Raw genomic sequence first — 20,648 nt, 5'->3', positions numbered from 1 at the left:
AATATAAAAAGGAATGACAAAACAACCCATGCTTTACATTTTAAATGACATTTGTTGGTCAAAATTATCAAGTTGTTAGATTTTGCCTTGCCTTATATATTCGTTTCTGCCAATAATTTATTTTATATATAACAATAACTTAATTCGGAATGATGTAGAAGTGAATATAAAAAATGTTAAAATTATTTCTATTGTTACGATTTATTCGTAGACTTGCGAAGTGTTAGTAAATTAATTATATGGAACTTGAGAAGTTAACGATACAGGAAGAGGAAGCTATGTTGTCTATCTGGCAGCTAAAAGGAGGCTTTATAAAAGAGATTTTGGATAATTTAAAGGGAGAGCCTGTACCTTATACGACCCTGGCTTCGACAATTAAGAATCTTGTTAAAAAAGGATATGTCACGCCAGTCGTCTACGCTAATGCGAAACGCTACGAGCCAGTGATTTCGGCAGAAGAATATAAGGCTAAGTATATGAGCTCTTTTGTGGGGGATTATTTTCGAAATTCTTATAAGGAAATGGTGTCTTTTTTTGTGAAGGAGGAGAAGCTTTCAGAAAGTGAATTGAAGGAGATAATGGAGATGATTAAAAGTGGTAAATCTTAGTGATAGCATAAATTAAATAAAAAACCGTGTAAAATCCAATTATGGAAAGTGTATTGACATATGTTCTGCAGGTCAACCTTTTGTTGGCTATCGTCTTTTTGGGCTATGTATTGTTGTTGAGGAAATTGACATTTTATAAGCTGAATCGGGTTTATCTTTTGATAGGCGGTATGTATGCCCTTGTCTATCCTTTTTTGGATATCGCTAATTGGTTTCGCAGCAGTGAGGTCTTGCCGATAGATGCGGTGTGGGAGTATGTTGAATACTATCTTCCGGAGCAGGTCGTGGAGGTGTTTTCTGTGGGGCACCTATTGCTGGTGGTTTTCGGAATTGGAGCAATTGGGCTGTTACTCAAATTGAGTATACAGTTGTTGAGTCTTATGCGGATACATCGGTATTCAAAGCCATCTAGGTGGAAGGATTACTTGTTCCGAAATGTGATGTTCCCTATAGTTCCATTTTCGTTTTTCAATAAGATATATGTGCATCAGGAGCAGCATGACAACCCTGAGCTACAGGATATTTTCAAACACGAGGATATTCATGTGAAAGGCCTTCACACGGTTGATATTCTATTGTTTGAAATGCTTTTGATAGGATGTTGGTATAATCCTTTTGTATGGCTTATGCGCAGAGCGGTACGACAAAATCTGGAATTTTTGACTGATCAACAGGTTCTGGATAAAGGAGTGGATCGACAGACTTATCAATATTCATTGTTGACGGTCACCAAGCAGGGAGCTGCTGTGGGAATCGGTAATCAGTTTAATTTTAAAACCTTAAAAAGGCGCATTATGATGATGAACAAAAGACGCTCTTCCAAGATGGAGTTGAGCAAGTATGCCTTTTTGCTACCGATCGTGATTTTTGCAGGGGCAACTTTTACGGTAAGTAAGGCAGAGGGAAAAATAGAGGAATTGGTCGAACGCATCAAAGAGATTCCAGTTGATGTGGTGTTGCCAATTGTACATAAGGATACTACGGTAGCTCCGGCTTTAGGTTTGGAGCTGAGCTCGGATGCTGTGCCTTTTCTTGTAGGGACAGAAGATACAACAAAGAAGACCGCTAATATTTTGCTTCATAATGGGAGTTCAGTTAATCGGTTGTTTATTTTGGATGGAAAAATATTGCCAAGTAATTTCGACTTAAACACTATTGACCCCAATACTATAGCAAGCATTTCGATATGGAAGGATAAGGATGGGATTTCGATGTATGGAGATAGGGCAAAAGATGGTGTAATTGAAATAACTAGTAAGACTGATAGGGGGACTGAGGAGTTGAAAGGGGAGGCGCTGGGGCTAAGAGTAGGAACTGCTGAGGCATCTACGTCTGTAGGTGCGAAGGCTTTGTTGCGTAATGCCACTGGAAATAGTGGTGTCAAGCCGTTAATCTTAGTGGATGGAGAAGTGATGAGGGATGGTTTTGATCTAAATAAATTGAACGCGGATGATATTGAAAGTGTGTCTGTACTTAAGGATAAGCCTGCGACCTCTTTGTATGGCGAGAGAGGAAAAAATGGAGTTATTTTAATTACAGCAAAAAAGGGATCGGTCGCACAGCATTTATATGGGAAAGTGTCCTCGCCTAGCCTAAGAGACTCTACCAAGAGGGGATTTGGAAACATTGTTATTCGTGGTGTCAACGCGCGTGATGGCAGTAAAGGTAAGCCTGTATTCGTTGTAGACGGCAAGGTTATGGGCGAGTACTACGATGCTAGTTCTTTAAAACCCGAAGATATTCACAGTATCTCTGTACTGAAGGAAGCGTCCGCTGAGAAGCTTTATGGCGAAAGGGGGCGAAACGGTGTAATTGTTGTAACGACTAAGTCCTTTGCGCATAGCGTTAGTCCTGCGAAGGGAGATACCACTTTGTTTGTAAAGGGGGCTAAAGGTAATTCTGGTAGTTTCGTTGTGGGCAAAAGCGTCACGACAGAGGGAGGTGCAACAACTTTAAGTAAAGCGAGGGTGTTTAATCTTCCTGCTGTTGGACTATTTGTGGTAGATGGAGAGGTTCAGAAATCTAGTTTTGATATCAATACTATTCCTGTGGAGAATGTTGAATCGTTTACACTTCTGAAGGGTAGTGAGGCGCAGGCAGCCTACGGAGAGTTGGGGAAAGGTGGTGTAATTAAGGTGGTTACCAAAAAAGGTAATAATTGATAGTGTTTCTTAAATAGCATAAAAAAAGCCTGTATATACAGGCTTTTTTTATGCTATTTTGTATTGAGATTGGTCATTGTCAGTTCAATTCCGATACTCACGAAACTGTGTATCATCTTGACAGCATGCTCAATCAAAGCGGGCAGTTCTTTTTGTTCGTCTTTGTCAAAGGGGCCTAATACATAGTCGACCTGTCGGCCTTTGGGATAGTTGTCCCCGATTCCAAAGCGTAAGCGTGGGTAAGCCTGGCCACCGCATAGTGCCTCTATGGATTTGAGTCCGTTATGTCCCGCAGCAGAGCCTTTTGGCTTGATCCGTAATGAGCCAAAAGGAATGGCAAGGTCATCTACGATTACCATTACATTTTGGATAGGAACTTTAAGCTGTTGCATCCAATAGTTGACCGCCTTGCCACTCAAGTTCATATAGGTAGTGGGTTTTATAACATAGATGTTATGTCCCCGTAGCTTGAACTCTGTATAATAGGCGTGTTTTAGAGTAGACCAAATCGAACCTGCCTGGTTGGCTAATTCGTCTGCTACCATAAAACCTATATTGTGTCGGGTATCTGCATATTCTCTGCCGATATTCCCTAGACCAACGATTAAAAAATTCATGTTGCAAATTAAGAAGTAAAAGGTAAAAAGGCAAAAAAAGAGCATCGGAAGTCCGATGCTCTTTTTGTTAATACTTACTCGTAAGTATTAATTATTTTTTCTTGCCTCCTTGAGCTGCTTTCGCTGCTTCTTGCTCTGCTTGACGTAAAGCACGAGACATGATTACTGAAACGATTGTATCGTCAGAGTTGTTCAATACTTTAGCATTGTCTAAAACTACTTGAGCAACGCGGAATGATTTACCAACTTCTAAAGATTCCATAGGAACAAGGATTTCTTGAGGTAAGTTTGCAGGTAAAGCTTTAACGCGTAGTTTACGTAATTTTTGAACTAATTTACCCCCTAATTTAACACCAGGAGAAGTTCCTGTTAATTTTACAGGGATATTTAAAGTAACTTCTTTGTCATCGAATAACTCTAAAAAGTCGATGTGAGTAACTTGATCTGTTAATGGGTGGAATTGAGCGTCTTGAACGATAGCTTTTACATTTTTTCCATCAATGTTTAATTCTAAGAATACAACTTCTGGAGTGTAAAGAACTGCTTTCAAATCAGCTGCGGATACAGAAAGGTGAGTTTGTGTTGTACCACCGTAAAGAACTGCAGGAACCTGTCCTTCGTAACGCAATTCTTTTGCATCTCTTTTCCCTACGTTCTTTCTAAGAGAACCGCTAATAGCAATTGATTTCATGTTTTTAAATATTAAAATTTGAGGTGCAAAAGTAATTAAAGAATTGGGAATTAACAAGAGTTGTTTTCTTTTTGTGATGGGGAGAATAAAAGTGTAATTTTTCGTTCATTAAAAATTTTATCTATTTATATTTGAGTTGTCTAAAAAAAACAATTAACTTTAAAGCTTGAGAACCTAAAATAATCATAATAAACATGGAAAAACAACATACTTCAAGACGTGATTTTATCAAGAAGTCATTGATTGGAGCTGCGGCATTTACTATTGTGCCACGGTTTGTACTGGGTAAGGGATACCTTGCTCCAAGCGATCATTTGACCAAAGGGGTGATTGGCGTCGGATCTATGGGACGTGGACATTTCAAATATGCTGGTACAAAGACGGTCGCTATTTGTGATGTCGATACAAGACACCTTGCTCTGGCGCAAAACGCTTTAGGGGGAGGGATTAAAGAGCATCATGATTTCAGAGATCTGATTTCTAATCCCGAAGTGGATATTGTGCATATTGCTACACCGCCGCACTGGCATGGTCTAATGGCTCTTGAAGCCGCTCGTTCGGGTAAAGATATCTGGTGTGAAAAGCCTATGACAAGGACAATCGGTGAGGGAAAGAAAGTCAAGGAAGCTGTTGCGCAACATGGTAATATTTTTAGGTTAAATACGTGGTTCCGCTTTGATGCTAATTTTTACGGTATGAATGTGCCTGTGAAAAAAATCAAAAAAGTCGTCGATACGGGGATGTTGGGGTGGCCATTGAAAGTGACTATTAGTAAGCATACTGGATTTGATTGGAAGTTTTACTGGGTAGGTAAAGAGAATTTACCTGTTGAGCAGGCGCCAAAGGAATTGGATTATGACATGTGGTTAGGGCCAGCGCCTTATAAACCGTATAGTACACATCGCGTACACACGACTTTCCGTGGATATTGGGATTATGATGGTGGCGGTTTGGGTGATATGGGGCAGCATTATTTAGATCCAGTTCAATACTTCTTGGGTAAAGACAACGAAAGCCCGGTAAAAGTGGAGGTCGATGCACCACAGCAACATTCTGATGCTGTAGGTATATGGCGTAAAATTACTTATACCTATGCGGACGGCTGTCAGATTATACTTGACGGAGAAGGTACTGAAGTCGGGAAGGCATATATTGAGGGACCTAAAGGTAAGCTGTTCAGGGGATTCGTTTCTGATATCCCTGATTTGGAGCGCAAACTGGCGCAATATCCGGACCCAGCACCACAGATGACTGATTTTGTAGAGGCCGTGCGTACTAGACAGAAATTTGCACTGAATGAGGATAATGGGTACTATTCGTGTACGCTTGTTAATCTTGGATTGGCAGCATTGCGTCTGAATAGAACGTTACATTTTGATTCGGCTAAGCAAGAGTTTGTAAACGATGAAGCCGCTAACCGTTTGATCAATCAACCTATGAGAGGTCCTTGGACTTTCTAACCTGAAATAGAACCATGAAGAAGATTTTTAATACAATATCTATATTGTTGTTGTTGCAGACGGCATCCTATGCACAACAGCCAGCTAACCGGACGACTGCTACAAAGATCGCAGATGTATTGGCGCAGCAACCTGCCGCAGAACAAACCAAGTTCTTGGCAGCGATGAAAGAGTTGGAGGGATTTACTGCCGAAGATGTTGCGGCATTGTTGAATGGGCTAAAACCACAAGGAGGTAATAATGCGCCTATCGAATATGCGACTAATTCTTATGCTTTTTATGTAATGCAACCTAGTAAGGAGGCGTTGCGTGAGACCTATGCGAAGGGTTTGTTAAGTGCATTGGGCAATTTGAAGGACCAAAATAATAAAGCTTTTGTTTTCGAATTATTGAAATTCTGTGCTAAAAACGAATCTGTCAATCAGGTCGCAACCTATCTAAATGACGGTTATTTTGCGGAGAAAGCTGCCCGTGTTCTGAGTGCAATACATACTCCAGAGGCAGCTGCTGCACTAAATACAGCATTAGCTGGAAATGTGACGGAGCAAACTGCTACAGCGATAATAGGTGCACTCGGCGAGCTGCAGTCCAAAGATGCGGAAGAGCGTGTGATTGCTTTGATTGGACAATACCAATCTGAAAATTTTCAACGTAATGCGTTGACGACGTTGAGCAAAATCGGTGGTGAAAAGTCCTATGATACATTTTATGGGAAAGCGAAATCGGCAAATTATGCATTTGATAAGTCTAATGTCGCTGCGTTGACCTTAGAATATGCGAATGTTTTGGCTAAGAATGGTAAGAAAGATCTTGCTTATAAACTGTCGTCTACTATTTTTACGGAGGCATCAGACCCCAAAGCGATAGGTGCACGTGTTGCGGCACTGGAATTGATGAACCGTATCGAGCCAGCGAAACAAAAAAAGAATTTGCTAAAACTATCCACAGACAACAATGCGGTGTTGCGTAATGTCGCACTGGGATTATTGGGTAGTGAGGCTACGGCTTCAGATATTAAGAAAATTGCATCCTCTTTGACCAAGCTCTCCCCAGAGGCACAAGAAAGTGTATTGAACTTTTTGGCAAAGAAAGATGCTACTGCTACGGTTCCTGTAATTGAAAAGAGTTTGAAGGGGGTGAAAGATGCAGAAGCACGTATTGCTGCTTATAATACGTTGTCTGCATTGACTAAAGGAACGAATACCACTTTTGTTATTAAACAATTGGCTACAGGTAGTGATGCAGAGGTTGAAACGCTGAAGACACTTCTATTAACCGCTAAGGGTGCGCAGACAGTAACCGAAATAAATAAGGCGCTTCCTAATGTAGATGATAAAACTAAAGTTGCGTTATTGGATGTGTTGTCTAAGCGCTCGGACCAAAATTCCTCAAAAGAAGTCTTTGCACTGATAGAGAAGGGAAGTCCTACTGTGCGTGCTGCTGCTTATAAGGCATTACCAAATGTAGTCAACGATGAAGATTTTGAGTCTGTTATAAAGGTACTTGGATCTGCTCAAGGAGCTGAAGTCGCATCTGCACAGCAAGCTGCTATTGTTGCTCTGCGCAACAATAAGGATAAGGCGACTATAATTCAACGACTATCGGCTAATATTTCAAGATCACAAGCGCCTTCTGCTGCGCGACTTTTTCCTGTATTTGCAGGAGAGGGAGGTGCGGAGTCTTTGAAAACAGTCAGCGGTTATTTGGGGGCTGATAATCCATTGAAAGCTGATGCGGTACAGGCATTGGCCGCTTGGTCTAATACATCCTCTCTGGATGGGCTTACAGCGTTGCTCCGCACCGAGAAAGATCCTGCTTTGTTCAAGACTGTCTTTACAGGATTTATCAAGCAGCTGAATGCGAGTCAAGTTAAGGATGAACAAAAGACACTTTTATTAAGAGATGCTTTTGACTATTCGCAGACCAAAGAGCAAAAAAGTGCCGCGCTTTCTGGTCTGAAGGCTACCGGTACCTATTCAGCTTTGGTTTTTGCTAGTAAATACCTTAATGATGCGGATCTAAAGGGTGTCGCAACCGATGTGGTGATGAATATCATCATGGATAATAAAGAATTTGTGGGAGCAGATGTCCGTAATTGGTTAGAGACCGCCAAAAATAACCTTTCCGGAAGCGAAAGCTCCTACTTAAAAGAAGCTATTGTGCGTCATCTGACAGAAATGCCAACCAAAGAAGGGTACATAGCACTCTTTAATGGAAAAGATCTGACCGGATGGAAGGGATTGGTGGAGAATCCGATCAAGCGTGCTAAGATGAGTCCGAAAGAGTTAGAGCAAAAGCAATTGGAAGCCGATAAGAAAATGCGTGAAAGCTGGTCTGCTATCGATGGTGATCTTGTCTTTGCTGGGCATGGAGATAATATCGCTACCATAAAGCAATATGGTGATTTTGAAATGTTGCTCGACTGGAAGTTGGATAAAAATGGCAAGGAGCCTGACGCTGGTGTCTATTTAAGAGGTACACCTCAGGTACAAATCTGGGATATTTCCAGAACTAATGTAGGTGCAGAAGTAGGATCAGGTGGTCTTTACAATAATAAGTCGAACTCAAAACCATTGAAGGTTGCTGATAACCCGCTGGGCGAATGGAATAATTTTAAGATCCGTATGATAGGTGACAACGTCTGGGTATGGCTTAATGGAGAATTGGTGGTGGATAATGTTCCTCTGGAAAATTATTGGGACAGAAACCAGTCTATATTCCCAACAGAGCAAATCGAATTGCAGGCGCATGGTTCACGTGTGTGGTATAGGGATGTGTATCTGAAGGAGTTGCCACGGAAGGTGGTTTACTCCTTGAACGCTCAGGAGAAAGCAGAGGGCTTTGAGATGCTTTTTGATGGTACTAATCTGGATAAATGGACCTCCTCTCCGGCCTATGAGATCAATGAAGAGGGAGCTCTACGTTCTAATCCTGTCGCAAAGTTTGGAAAGAATATTTATACAAAAGAAGAGTATGGCGATTTTGTCTACCGATTTGAATTTAAACTGACAGCAGGTGCTAATAATGGCGTAGGAATAAGAACCCCTTTGGAAGGAGATGCGGCTTATCTAGGTCATGAGATTCAAATTCTGGATGATGATGCGGAGGTGTATAGCCAGTTGAAGCCTTATCAATATCATGGTTCAGTATATGGTATCATCGCTGCTAAAAGAGGTTCTTTAAAACCTTTAGGGGAGTGGAACGAAGAAGAAATCCGCATACAAGGTAATAAGATCAAAGTGACCGTCAATGGACAGGTTATTGTCGATGGCGATATCAAAGCTGCGTCGAAAAACGGTCCAGCGGATGGAAAGAAACATCCAGGCTTGGATGCTGCAAAAGGACATATTGGTTTCTTGGGGCACGGGACGGAAGTCTTTTTGAGGAATATCCGTGTAAAACGTCTTTAATGATATTAGGATTATCCAAGTTAGAGCCGCTTCTTTATAGGAGCGGCTCTTTTGTTGGAATATAACAGGTGTTTTTACGTGTTTGAACAGGCATTTTTTCAGGAAACAGTATTGTGGTATGTTTTTTGTAAAACAGGGATAAAAGCCTGTTAACACACTAACTATATATGAAAAGAGGCCATCCGCTTTTAGCAGATGGCCTTCTTATTTCAATAATGTATCTTATATTTTAATCTACTGCAAATAATTCTGCAATGGAAGCGTGCTCATTTACACTTTTAATTGCTTTCGCAAATAGGTCTGCGGTAGATAATACTTTTATTTTAGAACAAGCTTTTGATCTTTCTGGATCTAACTGGATCGTGTCAGTGACAATCATTTCTGTTAATACTGAGTTTTCAATAGTCTCGTAAGCCTTGCCTGATAATACGGCATGTGTACATACGGCTCTCACAGAATTTGCCCCGTTTTCCATGATTAATGCAGCTGCCTTAGATAAGGTACCAGCAGTATCACATATATCATCCATTAATACAACGTCCTGACCTGTAACATCACCAATAATAGACATTGACTCAATCTCGTTTGCACGTTTACGGCGTTTATCACAGATGATTACTTCAGCATTAAAAAACTTAGCAAAGGTACGTGCGCGGTACGACCCACCCATATCTGGTGAAGCTATAGTTAGATTCGGAAGATTTAAGGATTTGATATAAGGCACGAAAATCACAGATCCATCTAAATGGTCTACAGGGATGTCAAAAAAACCTTGGATCTGCGCTGCATGTAGATCCATCGTCATGATGCGATGTGCTCCCGCTGCAGTAATCAGGTTTGCGATCATCTTGGCCCCAATTGCAACACGGGGTTTGTCCTTGCGGTCTTGACGGGCATAACCAAAGTAAGGAACGACAGCCGTAATGTAGTGCGCAGAGGCTCTTTTTGCAGCATCAATCATCAACAGTAATTCAAAAAGATTGTCTGTTGGTTGATTGGTTGATTGAATCAAGAATAAGTCAGCGCCGCGGACTGATTCGTTGTAGAAGGGCTGGATCTCTCCATCACTGAATTTGGCAAGCGTCTTGTCTCCTAATGGTTTACCGAAGGAAGTAGAGATTTTTTCTGCAAGTTCTTGTGTGCCAGAACCAGCAAATAATTTAACCGTGTTAAATTGCAAAGGCATGGTTTAAATATATTTGTATCTAAAATGTTTTGGCAAAGGTATAGAATTGATAGCGAAATAAAAAGCCAAACATAGTGCTTCTATCTGTGGTGTAATGAGAGTGGTATAAAACAAAAAAGAGAGTTACAAATTGTAACTCTCTTTTGTTGTCCGACCTGGATTCGAACCAAGACAAACAGTACCAAAAACTGTCGTACTACCCTTATACTATCGGACAATCATCCTTTTTATCAAACATTTTGTGTCGTTGTTTCCGTGTTTGATGATGCAAATATACAGCTGTTTTCTATAACTGCAAAACTTTTTTGCTTTAATTTTGATTTGTGCTGATTCTCAGCTTAATATTTTTTGATGTAGAGAAAGCGGTTTCTAAAATCTTCCGGTTTGAAGGATTAAACTCTGTTAAAATATCAATTTGTTATTCTTTTGTAACGATGTATTCCTTATTTTCGAAGCGAAGTTTGGGCAATGTTCTAAAATGACTGTATATAATCATAGTTCATTTTGGCGATAAGCCTTTATTTTCCTCAGCGTGGGGCTATACTATAGTCTGTGTCCTACGATGATTTTGTGAACGCAATTAAAGTATGATGAATTATAATAAGATTAATAACCTATTGGGATGGGCCTGTGCTATAATAGCAACGCTAGCTTATGTCCTAACTGCCGAGCGCACAGCGAGCTGGTGGGATTGTGGTGAATTTATTGCCTCTGCCTATAAGATGCAGATTGTTCACCAGCCAGGAGCTCCTTTGTTTTTGATGATACAAAACCTGTTCTCGAATCTAGCGCTAGGTGATAGAATGCAGATTGCATTTTGGATGAATATCGGCTCGGCGGTCTGTTCGGGACTGACGATTCTATTTTTGTTTTGGTCTATTACTGCGCTAGGACGTAAAATATTTCTAGGTAAGGCTGATCTCAGTGTTCCTCTTAATGAGAGCGATGTGATACGTGTTATGGGAGCAGGAGTTGTTGGTGCATTAGCCTACGCGTTTACAGATACTTTCTGGTTCTCCGCTGTAGAATCGGAGGTGTATGCGATGTCGTCCTTGTGTACGGCTGTCGTGTTCTGGGCGATTCTGAAATGGGAAGTCCGAGCTGATGAGCAGGGAGCAGATCGATGGTTGATCCTGATTGCTTACGTGATGGGGCTTTCTATCGGTGTTCACTTACTGAACTTGTTGGTTATTCCGGCAATCGCTTTGGTTATTTATGTGAGAAGAGCAAAAGAGGTAACAACTAAAGGTGTGGTTAAATCCCTTCTTATTGGTGTTATCGTTCTCGCGTTAATCTTATGGGGAGTCATTCAGTATCTTATTAAATTCGCCGCCTTTGCTGATCTATTCTTTGTGAATACATTGGGATTAGGATTCGGTAGTGGGGTTACATTCTTTGCTTTGTTAGTTGTAGGAGGTTTAGTGTATGGAATCTGGTATTCTATTAAGAAGGTAAAACCACTTCTTAATATAGCCTTGATTTCTTTGGGCTTTGTCATTTTCGGCTACAGTTCATTTGCTATGATTTTGATTCGTGCTAAGGCAAACCCAACTTTAAATAACTCTGATCCGGATAATGTGTTCAGTTTCTTGAGCTATCTGAACCGTGAGCAGTACGGAGATGAGCCTTTGTTCAAAGGACGTTTTTTTGATGCCAAACTGACTGATATCTCAGAGTCAGGTAAGATATACCGCAAAGACAAGGATAAATATGTAGTTGCTAAGACCAAAACAGATTATAAGTATGATCGGGAGACGCTTTTTCCTCGTATTTATAGTGAAAAAGGAGATCACCCTGCGTTTTATAGGCAATACTTAGGATTAGGTCCGAATGAACAACCGACCTTCGCAGACAACCTTAAATTCTTTTTTGGTTATCAAATTGGCCATATGTACGGTCGATACTTTATGTGGAATTTTGCGGGTAGACAGAACGATGTTCAAGGACATGGCTCTGTATTGGAAGGAAATTGGATCTCTGGAATAAAACCTATTGATAATGCATTGATCGGAGGGCAGTATGACCTGCCGACCTCAGAGAAGGAAAATCCGGCACGGAATACTTATTTCTTTTTGCCGTTGCTGTTGGGGTTAGTGGGTGCATATTGGCATTTTGGTAAGAACCAACGTGATGCTGGAGTGGTGTTCCTCTTGTTCTTCTTTACAGGACTGGCTATTGTATTGTATCTAAATCAATCGCCGATGCAGCCCCGTGAACGTGATTATGCGTATGCAGGCTCTTTTTATGCGTTTTCAATTTGGGTGGGACTAGGTGTATTGGCTATAGCTGATTTCTTAACGAAGAAAGTTTCTGCAAAGACTGCTGGTATGGTGGCTACGGTCGTGGGACTATTTGCTGGTCCGGTGCTGCTAGCTTCGCAGAACTGGGATGATCATGACCGTTCGCATAAGTTTTTGGCAAGAGATATGGCTCGAAATTACTTAGAGTCCTGCGCGCCTAATGCTATCTTATTCAGCTATGGAGATAATGATACCTACCCATTGTGGTATGTGCAGGAAGTAGAGGGATTTAGAACTGACGTGCGGGTTGTCAACCTAAGTCTTTTGTCGTCAGACTGGTATATGCGTCAGATGTTAGAAAAGGTGAACGATGCGGATGCATTGCCTATCGATATAGATCCGGAGAAATTTAAAGATGGTGTCCGCGATGTGATTTATTATCAGGATTTCCAGATTCCTGGACATATCGAAGTTCGTGATCTATTGGATGTCATGTTGTCTGATAATGCACAGAATAAGGTGCAGCTACAGGGTGGTGACTGGGTGAACTTATTGCCGACTAAAAATATGAAGTTGACGGTAGATAAGAACGCGGTGTTGGCCAACAAGGTGGTGCCCAAAGGCTGGGAAGATGCTATCGTAGATACGATGGAATGGACCTACTCGATGAATTATGTGAGCCGTGCAGAACTGTCTATTATGGCGATGTTGGCGAATAATAATTGGAAGCGCCCTATTTACTTTACGTCAACCACACCTGAAGTAAATTATATCGGTTTAGATAAATATTTAGTGTCGGAAGGTTTTGCAATGCGTTTGATGCCTATTAATACCGGAAATAATGAGTCTGAAGAAGGATTCGCTCCTGTTACGGATGTGGATGGTATGTATAACAACATCATCAATAAGTATAAATGGGGCAATATGTCCGGTTCTTCGTACCTAGATCCAGATTCGTACCGTTATATCAGTCTTTATGTAAGTTCGATTTTTGGCGAGACGGCTCAGAATCTATTGCATGAAGGTAAGAAAGAGGAGGCTCGCAAGGTTGTGGTGAATGCCTATGAAAATATGCCTAAGCGTACATTCCAAATGAGTGAGCCAATGAGCTATGTTTTGTTGGTCGATGCGATGTATAAGACTGGCGAATCTGCAAAAGCGAAAGAGATTGCGTTGAGAAATCTGACTTTTATAGGGGAAAATATGCGTTATTATACTTCTAACAAGTTATTGACGAATCTCGGCTCTGAGCGGAATGTGAGATTAGGATTGATGGGGCTGCAACGTTATAAGATGATTGCAGATGAAAGCAAAGATCCTGATGTGCAAAAAGCGGCCGATGGGCTGATGAAAGAGTTTGGTTACTTTTTCGGAGGTCAGTAAATTGAAAAAATATTGAAAAACAAAAAAGCCATCTACTACAGGTGGCTTTTTTGTTTATGTATTCTACCGATAAAAATATAGACAGTTTAAGAAAAAAAGCCTATTTTTGCCTTAATAATCCCATGATAGAAAGGTTGTGAACGTAGGGTGCAAACCATCGTAAATGCCTTGAGAAATGGAGAAGCAAACAAACGCCACGAATAAGCTTGTATAACTTGTTTCGTGTCAGCGTTATAAACAACTTATTCTGATGAAACAATCTATTTTATTAGACGGTCCCAAGTTTCAAATTACAATCAAGCGATTGTGTCAACAATTGATTGAAAACCACGGCGATTTTAGTAATGCAGCATTGATCGGGATCCAACCCAGAGGAACATATCTGGCAAATAGGATTGCGAAAGAGCTGAAAGAAATGGTGGGCCGGGATATTGATACCGGTATTTTGGATATAACGTTTTTCAGGGACGACTTTCGTATGAAAGGGGGGAGCCCATTATTAGCCAATAGCACACATATCGATTTTATCGTTGAAGGCAAGAATGTTATTTTCGTGGATGATGTGTTATGGACGGGACGTACTATTCGCTCGGCAATGGATGCTATACAGGCTTTCGGACGCTCCGAAACAATAGAGTTGCTGGTGTTGGTAGATCGTCGTTTCTCCAGACAGATTCCTATACAGCCTGATTATATCGGGATACAGGTAGATTCTATCGACTCTCAGAAAGTAATCGTGAGTTGGGAAGAGGTCGATAACGAAGATAGTATCGAGCTAATTACAGAGAAAAAATAAGTGTTCAGTATATATATTTGCAGACCATGCCAACAACAACAGAACAGTTAAGTACACGACATCTACTCGGTATCAAGGACCTGACTGAAAATGATATCCAACTTATTCTAGATACCGCCGCAAATTTTAAGGATGTCTTGAATAGACCTATAAAAAAAGTGCCTTCTTTACGTGATATTACAATCGCGAATGTTTTTTTTGAGAACTCTACCCGGACACGTCTGTCTTTTGAACTGGCTGAAAAGCGTCTGTCTGCCGATACTATTAATTTTGCGGCCTCTTCTTCTTCGGTTAGTAAAGGGGAGACCCTGATTGATACGGTCAATAACATATTGGCTATGAAGGTGGATATGATTGTGATGCGCCACCCCTATGCTGGCGCTGGTGTGTTTTTAAGCCGACATGTTGACGCACAGATTGTCAATGCCGGCGATGGTGCCCATGAGCATCCGACTCAGGCGCTACTGGATTCTTTCTCGATACGTGAGCGTTATGGAGATGTGGCAGGTCGTAAGGTTGCTATCATAGGTGATATCCTGCATTCGCGGGTAGCGCTATCCAATATTCTTTGTCTGCAGAAGCAAGGAGCGGAGGTGATGGTGTGTGGTCCGACGACATTGATTCCAAAATATATTACTTCTTTGGGAGTTAGTGTCGAACATGACTTATTGAAAGCATTGAACTGGTGTGATGTCGCTAATATGTTGCGGATTCAGTTAGAAAGACAGGATATTGCCTATTTTCCGTCGTTGCGTGAGTATTCGATGTTGTATGGCTTAAATAAAGAGATTTTAGATTCGCTTGATAAAGAGATTACCATTATGCACCCAGGGCCAATCAATAGAGGGGTGGAGATTACTTCGGATGTTGCCGATAGTAAGCATTCCATTATTTTGGATCAGGTTGAGAATGGTGTTGCAGTGCGAATGGCTGTACTTTATTTATTGGCTGGAAAAAGAGGGTAAAGGGTGTTAAACCTTTGTTAAATATAGATGGGCCATCAAAATATTGATGGCTTTATTTTTATCTTTCTGGAAGTCCTTTCTGAGCATTTAAGAATTGGATTTTTGGTCTTGTGAGCAGGTTGTTAACAGATGTTAAGAACTTTTGGGGAAAACTTGATATTGATGCTTTAATTTAGTATACTGAATAGGAGTGTCAATTTGGAGGAGAATTCTGGCATAATAAGTGGTGAAGTCAGATTACCATTGGAATTTATAAAACATATATAAAGATTTAAGCACCGATATGTACAAAAAGATTTATGGATTAGGGGTCGCGTTAAGCTTAATGACCTTGCCTACGTTTGGACAGCAGACAGCTTGGCAAGATATTAATAAAGCTTATAAGACGGGATTAGAATTATTTGAAAGAGGTAAGTATAGTTCAGCAGCAAAGCAATTTGATAAAGTGGAGGAACTGCGTACCAAGTCTACGCTACAGTCGGACGAGACTGAAGAACTGACTTTATTGAAAGAGGGAGTTCGTTTTTATCAGGCGGTATGCGCATTAGAGCTTGGTGATTCGGATGCTGAAGCTCAATTCTTGAAATATATCAAAGACTTTCCAGCCAGCGCTAATTCAAAAGCTGCTTTTTTCCAGATAGGTCGTTCGTACTATGCGAAAAAAGACTATGCGAAGGCGATCGAATGGTTTACCAAAATTGATTCTAGAAATCTTGCCGGTGCAGAGAATACAGAGTATAGGTTCAAATTAGGGTATGCGCATTTTATGACCAATGACTATAAGGCCGCAAAACCGTTGTTCCAAAAGCTTAAGGATGACCGAGGTCAATATCAGGAGGCGTCTATCTACTATTATGCTTATCTATGCTACCTAGATGCGGAGTATAAGACGGCATTGAATGAATTCGAGCGGTTAAATGGGTCGAAGACTTTCGAGAATACGTATCCCTACTATATTACAGCATTGTATTTTCTGGATAAACGTTACGACGATGTCTTGAGTTATGCGCTACCTATATTACAGACAACGAAACAGGAGCATGAGACTGAAATGTTCCGGATTATCGGTGCAACCTATTTTATAAAAGGAGACCTTACAAAATCTAAAGATTACTACGATAGATTCCAAGCTAAAGATCAGTGGAAAACTCAAAATAATCAGGACAGCTATCAGATTGGTTATATCGCCTACAAGCTGAAGGATTATACAAAAGCTATTACAGAATTGGAGAAACTCTCCGAACCGGATGCTTACTACCAGAGCGCGATGATCACATTGGGGGATGCTTTCTTGAAGACAGACAATAAGCAAAGTGCACGTAATGCGTTCTTTAAAGCTTCAAAGCTGGATTTCGATCCGCAATTGAAGGAAGAAGGATTGTTCAACTATGCAAAGCTTTCTTATGAGTTGGATTTTCACCAAGTAGCTCTCGACGCTATTCAGGAGTATCTGGGAACGTATAAGCAAACTAAACGAAAAGAGGAAGCAAATACCTTATTGGCGGAGATTCTTTTGAGTACAAAGAGCTACCGTGCTGCGGTAGATGTATTGGAGTCTATCGACCGTACCTCGCGTGATACTAAATCGGCCTACCAAAAGGTGACGTATTACCGTGGATTAGAGTTTTACAATGAGCGTGCATTTGAGAATGCGATTTCTATGTTTATGCGCTCGGAGGCAAATCGTTTTGACGAAGAGATCTATGCTCTTTCTACGTACTGGAAGTCAGAAGCGATGTATGAGGTGCGTAAATATAAGGAGGCAGTAGCTAATTTTAATAAGTTCTTACAGCTTCCTGCAGCACGTAATACAGATGTATACCATTATGCAAACTATGCGTTAGCGTATGCGGCTTTCCGTAATGATAACTTTAATACTTCAGCTAATTACTTTGAGCGTTTCCTTGCTGGAGGAGGTAAGGATGGGATAGAGCTTAATACCCGTAATGATGCTATCGCACGGTTGGCGGATTCGTATTTCGCAACGAAGAACTATGGTAAGGCAATGTCTTATTATGATCGTTTGATCAGTTCGAATGCGCAGAGCCAGGATTACGCATTGTTTCAACGTGGTATCATTCAGGGACTGCAAGGAAACAATGATGCTAAGTTAGCTACATTGGCATCGGTGATTACAAAATATCCAAAATCGAATTATGCAGATGATGTTGCTTTCGAGATTCCTTATACGTATTTCCTTATGGGGCAATATGACAAGGCGATATTGGGGCTACAGTCAATGGTTGATAAGTATCCACGTAGTTCGTATGTACCACGTGCACTACTGACAATCGGTCTGGTGCAATATAATCAGGATCATAATGATGCTGCGTTGGCAACCTTCCAACGGGTAGTCAATCAGTACGCTACGACCGATGAGGCTAAGCAGGCGATACGCTCGATCGAGAATATCTATTTGGATAAAAACGACGCGACAGGTTATATTAAATATGCGACATCGACCAATATTGGAAATCTCTCTACAGCAGAGCAGGATGCACATACCTTTGGTGTAGCCCGTAATCTTTTTGATAGACAAAATTGGCAAGGTGCGGTAGAGGCCATTAATGCTTACTTCGATAAGTTTCCAAAACCTATACAAGAAAAATTTGCACGGTATATCCGAGGAGAAAGTTATGCTAAGCTGGGCAAAGACCAAGAAGCGCTGCATGATTTTAATATCATCATGAATGACTGGACGTCAGCTTATACAGAAAAGACATTAGTCAGTGTTTCTAAATTGCATTTACGTAATAAAGCCTATAATGAGGCTGTGCAGGTACTGAAGAAATTGGAGCTCACTTCAGAATATAAAGAAAATTATGGCTTTGCGGTCAAGAACTTGCTGGTCAGCTATTACAATATAGGGGACTATATCGAGACGCTTAACTATGCGAATATATTGAAGGGATATGAAAAGTCTTCGGAAGAGGATATCGCATTAGCACATCTGTATGCTGCTAAGGCGTATCTAGCGACCACCAAATGGGCTGATGCTACAAAGGAGCTGAATCTTGCCGCACTTAAGTCGAAGACGGAAACAGGAGCTGAGGCGCGTTATTTGGTCGCGGAGCAGCAGTTGAAGGCAAAGCAGTATGATAAAACCATCGAATCTGCTTTTGATATTTCAAATACGTTCTCGTCCTATGACTACTGGGTTGCCAAGGGTTTTATATTGATGGCTGATGCCTATAGTGGAAAGGGAGATAAGTTCCAGGCCAAAGCAACCCTAGAAAGTGTGATCGATAATTACGAGAACAAAGAGGATGGTATATTAAAAGCTGCAAACGAACGTTTAAAGAAGCTTAAATAAGAAGAATAGGAAATAAGATGATGCCGAGTCCGATACCGTTGGACGAACTCTCATCTGCTATAAAGAAATATAATTAGATGAAATTGCATAAAACAGTTTTTAAGAATTACGCAATAGTTGCCTTGTTATTGGGAGCGGGATACCAAGGATATGCTCAACAAGATCCAACTAAGCCGGTAACGATAGATTCTTTTGATGTCGTACGTGATTATAAGCCTATTCTTGCGGATGCGGTAAAAATACGTCGCAGTCCGGATATGAGCAACAAACGCAGTTACATGCCCAAGTTGAGTTATGGGAATGTGCCTGATAAAAAATTAGATATCAATACAGGGCTTAAAGAGCTTAATGTACAGGAATTACCTTTTACCAAGACACAGGATATAACGAGCAACTATGTTAAGCTTGGTGTTGGAAACCTGGGTACGATATTGGGAGAGGCTTATATCGCCGTCGAAGATTATGAAAACCTCCGTTTTGGTGGTTTTGTAAAGCACTTGAATCAAAAGGGGTCTTTGGATGATCAAAAGTTTTCGAGACAAGAGGTGGGTGTGTTTGGGCGTCGTGTGTTATCGGCATTTACAGTAGATGGTGTCTTGGGCTATAATAGATATGGTACTCGATTCTATGGTGTTCCTACCGATGTAAATGGTTTGACGCTAAACCCTAAGCATGAAGCTCAACGGTTTAACGATATCTATTTTACTGGTGAATTGACCAGTAACTTTGATCCTACGAATGAAGAAGCGCTTTCCTACTCGGCAAAAGCGGATGCCTATACCTATAAAGATAAGTTTGATGCCAGTGAAAATTCTCTTGCTTTATCGGGGTATTTGAATAAACGGGTAAAGACATTTAATGTCGGTGCGAATCTTGCATTAGATGTTAACTCTATAGGAGGTAGTTCGAATGTAGCAAAAGGAGATAAGTTTAATAACTCAATTGCTAATATTAATCCCTATATCAGTCTGAAAGGAACCAACTATACATTGACCCTCGGTGCTAATATTGTTTCCGAATTTGGCGATAGTACACGTTTTAACGTGTTCCCTTCTGCTGAGGTTGATTTCTCATTGGTGCCAAGCTACATCCATTTATTTGGAGGAATAACCGGTGGTGTCCAAAAAGCTTCGTTCAAGAGTCTGTCGCAAAAGAATCCTTATCTAGGACCAGACTTAGCGTACCAGAATATGTTGGAACGTATGAGTTTCTTTGGAGGGATCAAAGGGAATGCTGGGGCTACTTTTGGCTACAAGGCAAAGGTAATGTATAAGACATTAGAGGGAATGCCACTTTTTGTCAATAGTAAGGACCGTCCTTTTCAATTTGATTTGATTTATGATGGTACGGGAGACGATAAGGTGAAATATATCGGTGTCGAAGGAGAAATCAATATACGTCTCTCTGAATTGGTTAATTTGGGTGGACGTTTGAATATCGATAATTACACGATGGCGAAAGAGCAAGAAGCCTGGTTTACGCCTAAGCTGAGACTGGCAGCTAATGCTCGTTTCAATATATCGGAAAAATTGTACATCGATGCTGAAGCCCTGTTCAATGGGGTTTCTTATGCCAAGGCTTTTGAGTATGATGCGAATGGAGTTGCTTCACCGGATTATAAGAAGGTGTCTGTCCCAGAGTTTTTTGATCTGAGCGCAGGTGCAGAGTACAAAGCATTATCTAACTTGGGTATTTTTGTCAAAGCGAACAATATTTTCAATAAAGAATACCAACGCTACTTATATTATCCGAAGTTGGGCTTTAATGTGATAGGTGGAGTTAATTTTTCATTTTAATAAAATAGATTATAACTTTGC

12 protein-coding genes are annotated in these 20,648 nt (G+C 40.8%); 9 read left to right on the top strand and 3 right to left on the bottom strand.

Going from position 1 to position 20,648, the window contains the following annotated elements; translation table 11 throughout:
- Positions 1 to 239: 239 nt before the first annotated feature.
- Positions 240 to 608: a BlaI/MecI/CopY family transcriptional regulator gene (locus tag JKG64_RS16995; protein WP_210355496.1), complete on the top strand. Its 369-nt coding sequence runs from the start codon at positions 240 to 242 to the stop codon at positions 606 to 608.
- Positions 609 to 649: 41 nt separating this feature from the next.
- On the top strand, positions 650 to 2,770 hold the full coding sequence (locus JKG64_RS16990) for a M56 family metallopeptidase (protein ID WP_210355495.1): 2,121 nt from the start codon (positions 650 to 652) through the stop codon (positions 2,768 to 2,770).
- Between the two features lie 53 nt (positions 2,771 to 2,823).
- Here JKG64_RS16990 and pth read toward each other — a convergent pair whose 3' ends face one another.
- Both pth and JKG64_RS16980 read right to left on the bottom strand, forming a co-directional pair.
- Positions 2,824 to 3,387 carry an aminoacyl-tRNA hydrolase gene (gene pth, locus JKG64_RS16985; protein ID WP_210355494.1) on the bottom strand — a complete coding sequence of 188 codons (564 nt, stop codon included), beginning with the start codon at positions 3,385 to 3,387 and terminating at the stop codon, positions 2,824 to 2,826.
- A gap of 91 nt (positions 3,388 to 3,478) precedes the next feature.
- Positions 3,479 to 4,078 carry a 50S ribosomal protein L25/general stress protein Ctc gene (locus JKG64_RS16980; RefSeq protein WP_210355493.1) on the bottom strand — a complete coding sequence of 200 codons (600 nt, stop codon included), beginning with the start codon at positions 4,076 to 4,078 and terminating at the stop codon, positions 3,479 to 3,481.
- Positions 4,079 to 4,272: 194 nt separating this feature from the next.
- On the opposite strand from JKG64_RS16980, the gene JKG64_RS16975 reads away from it, so the two are divergent.
- Together JKG64_RS16975 and JKG64_RS16970 are read left to right on the top strand one after the other, a co-directional pair.
- Positions 4,273 to 5,538 (top strand): Gfo/Idh/MocA family oxidoreductase, encoded by a 1,266-nt coding sequence (locus tag JKG64_RS16975; RefSeq protein ID WP_210355492.1) that lies wholly within the window; start codon positions 4,273 to 4,275, stop codon positions 5,536 to 5,538.
- A gap of 14 nt (positions 5,539 to 5,552) precedes the next feature.
- A complete protein-coding gene (locus JKG64_RS16970) occupies positions 5,553 to 8,948 on the top strand; it encodes a 3-keto-disaccharide hydrolase (protein WP_210355491.1) in 3,396 nt (1,131 codons plus the stop codon).
- A gap of 229 nt (positions 8,949 to 9,177) precedes the next feature.
- Here JKG64_RS16970 and JKG64_RS16965 read toward each other — a convergent pair whose 3' ends face one another.
- Positions 9,178 to 10,134: a ribose-phosphate pyrophosphokinase gene (locus JKG64_RS16965; RefSeq protein WP_133585603.1), complete on the bottom strand. Its 957-nt coding sequence runs from the start codon at positions 10,132 to 10,134 to the stop codon at positions 9,178 to 9,180.
- Positions 10,135 to 10,721: 587 nt separating this feature from the next.
- Between JKG64_RS16965 and JKG64_RS16960 the strand changes: the two genes are divergently transcribed.
- The 5 genes from JKG64_RS16960 to JKG64_RS16940 all read left to right on the top strand — a co-directional run bounded on the left by JKG64_RS16960 (position 10,722) and on the right by JKG64_RS16940 (position 20,627).
- Complete coding sequence (locus JKG64_RS16960; RefSeq protein ID WP_246512648.1) at positions 10,722 to 13,757, top strand: glycosyltransferase family 117 protein; 3,036 nt, start codon at positions 10,722 to 10,724, stop codon at positions 13,755 to 13,757.
- Between the two features lie 250 nt (positions 13,758 to 14,007).
- Positions 14,008 to 14,553, top strand: coding sequence for a bifunctional pyr operon transcriptional regulator/uracil phosphoribosyltransferase PyrR (pyrR, locus tag JKG64_RS16955; protein WP_133585602.1), 546 nt, complete (start codon positions 14,008 to 14,010; stop codon positions 14,551 to 14,553).
- A 26-nt stretch (positions 14,554 to 14,579) separates the two neighbouring features.
- Positions 14,580 to 15,518 carry an aspartate carbamoyltransferase catalytic subunit gene (locus JKG64_RS16950; protein WP_210355490.1) on the top strand — a complete coding sequence of 313 codons (939 nt, stop codon included), beginning with the start codon at positions 14,580 to 14,582 and terminating at the stop codon, positions 15,516 to 15,518.
- Positions 15,519 to 15,801: 283 nt separating this feature from the next.
- Positions 15,802 to 18,831, top strand: a complete 3,030-nt coding sequence (locus JKG64_RS16945; RefSeq protein ID WP_210355489.1) for a tetratricopeptide repeat protein — start codon at positions 15,802 to 15,804, stop codon at positions 18,829 to 18,831.
- 77 nt (positions 18,832 to 18,908) lie between these two features.
- Complete coding sequence (locus JKG64_RS16940; RefSeq protein WP_210355488.1) at positions 18,909 to 20,627, top strand: TonB-dependent receptor; 1,719 nt, start codon at positions 18,909 to 18,911, stop codon at positions 20,625 to 20,627.
- Positions 20,628 to 20,648: the final 21 nt, after the last annotated feature.

Source organism: Sphingobacterium tabacisoli (genome assembly GCF_017908035.1).
In the GTDB taxonomy this organism is placed as follows: domain Bacteria; phylum Bacteroidota; class Bacteroidia; order Sphingobacteriales; family Sphingobacteriaceae; genus Sphingobacterium; species Sphingobacterium tabacisoli.
The sequence above is the reverse complement of the archived record's forward strand: the minus strand, read 5'-3'. Positions and strand labels throughout refer to the sequence as shown.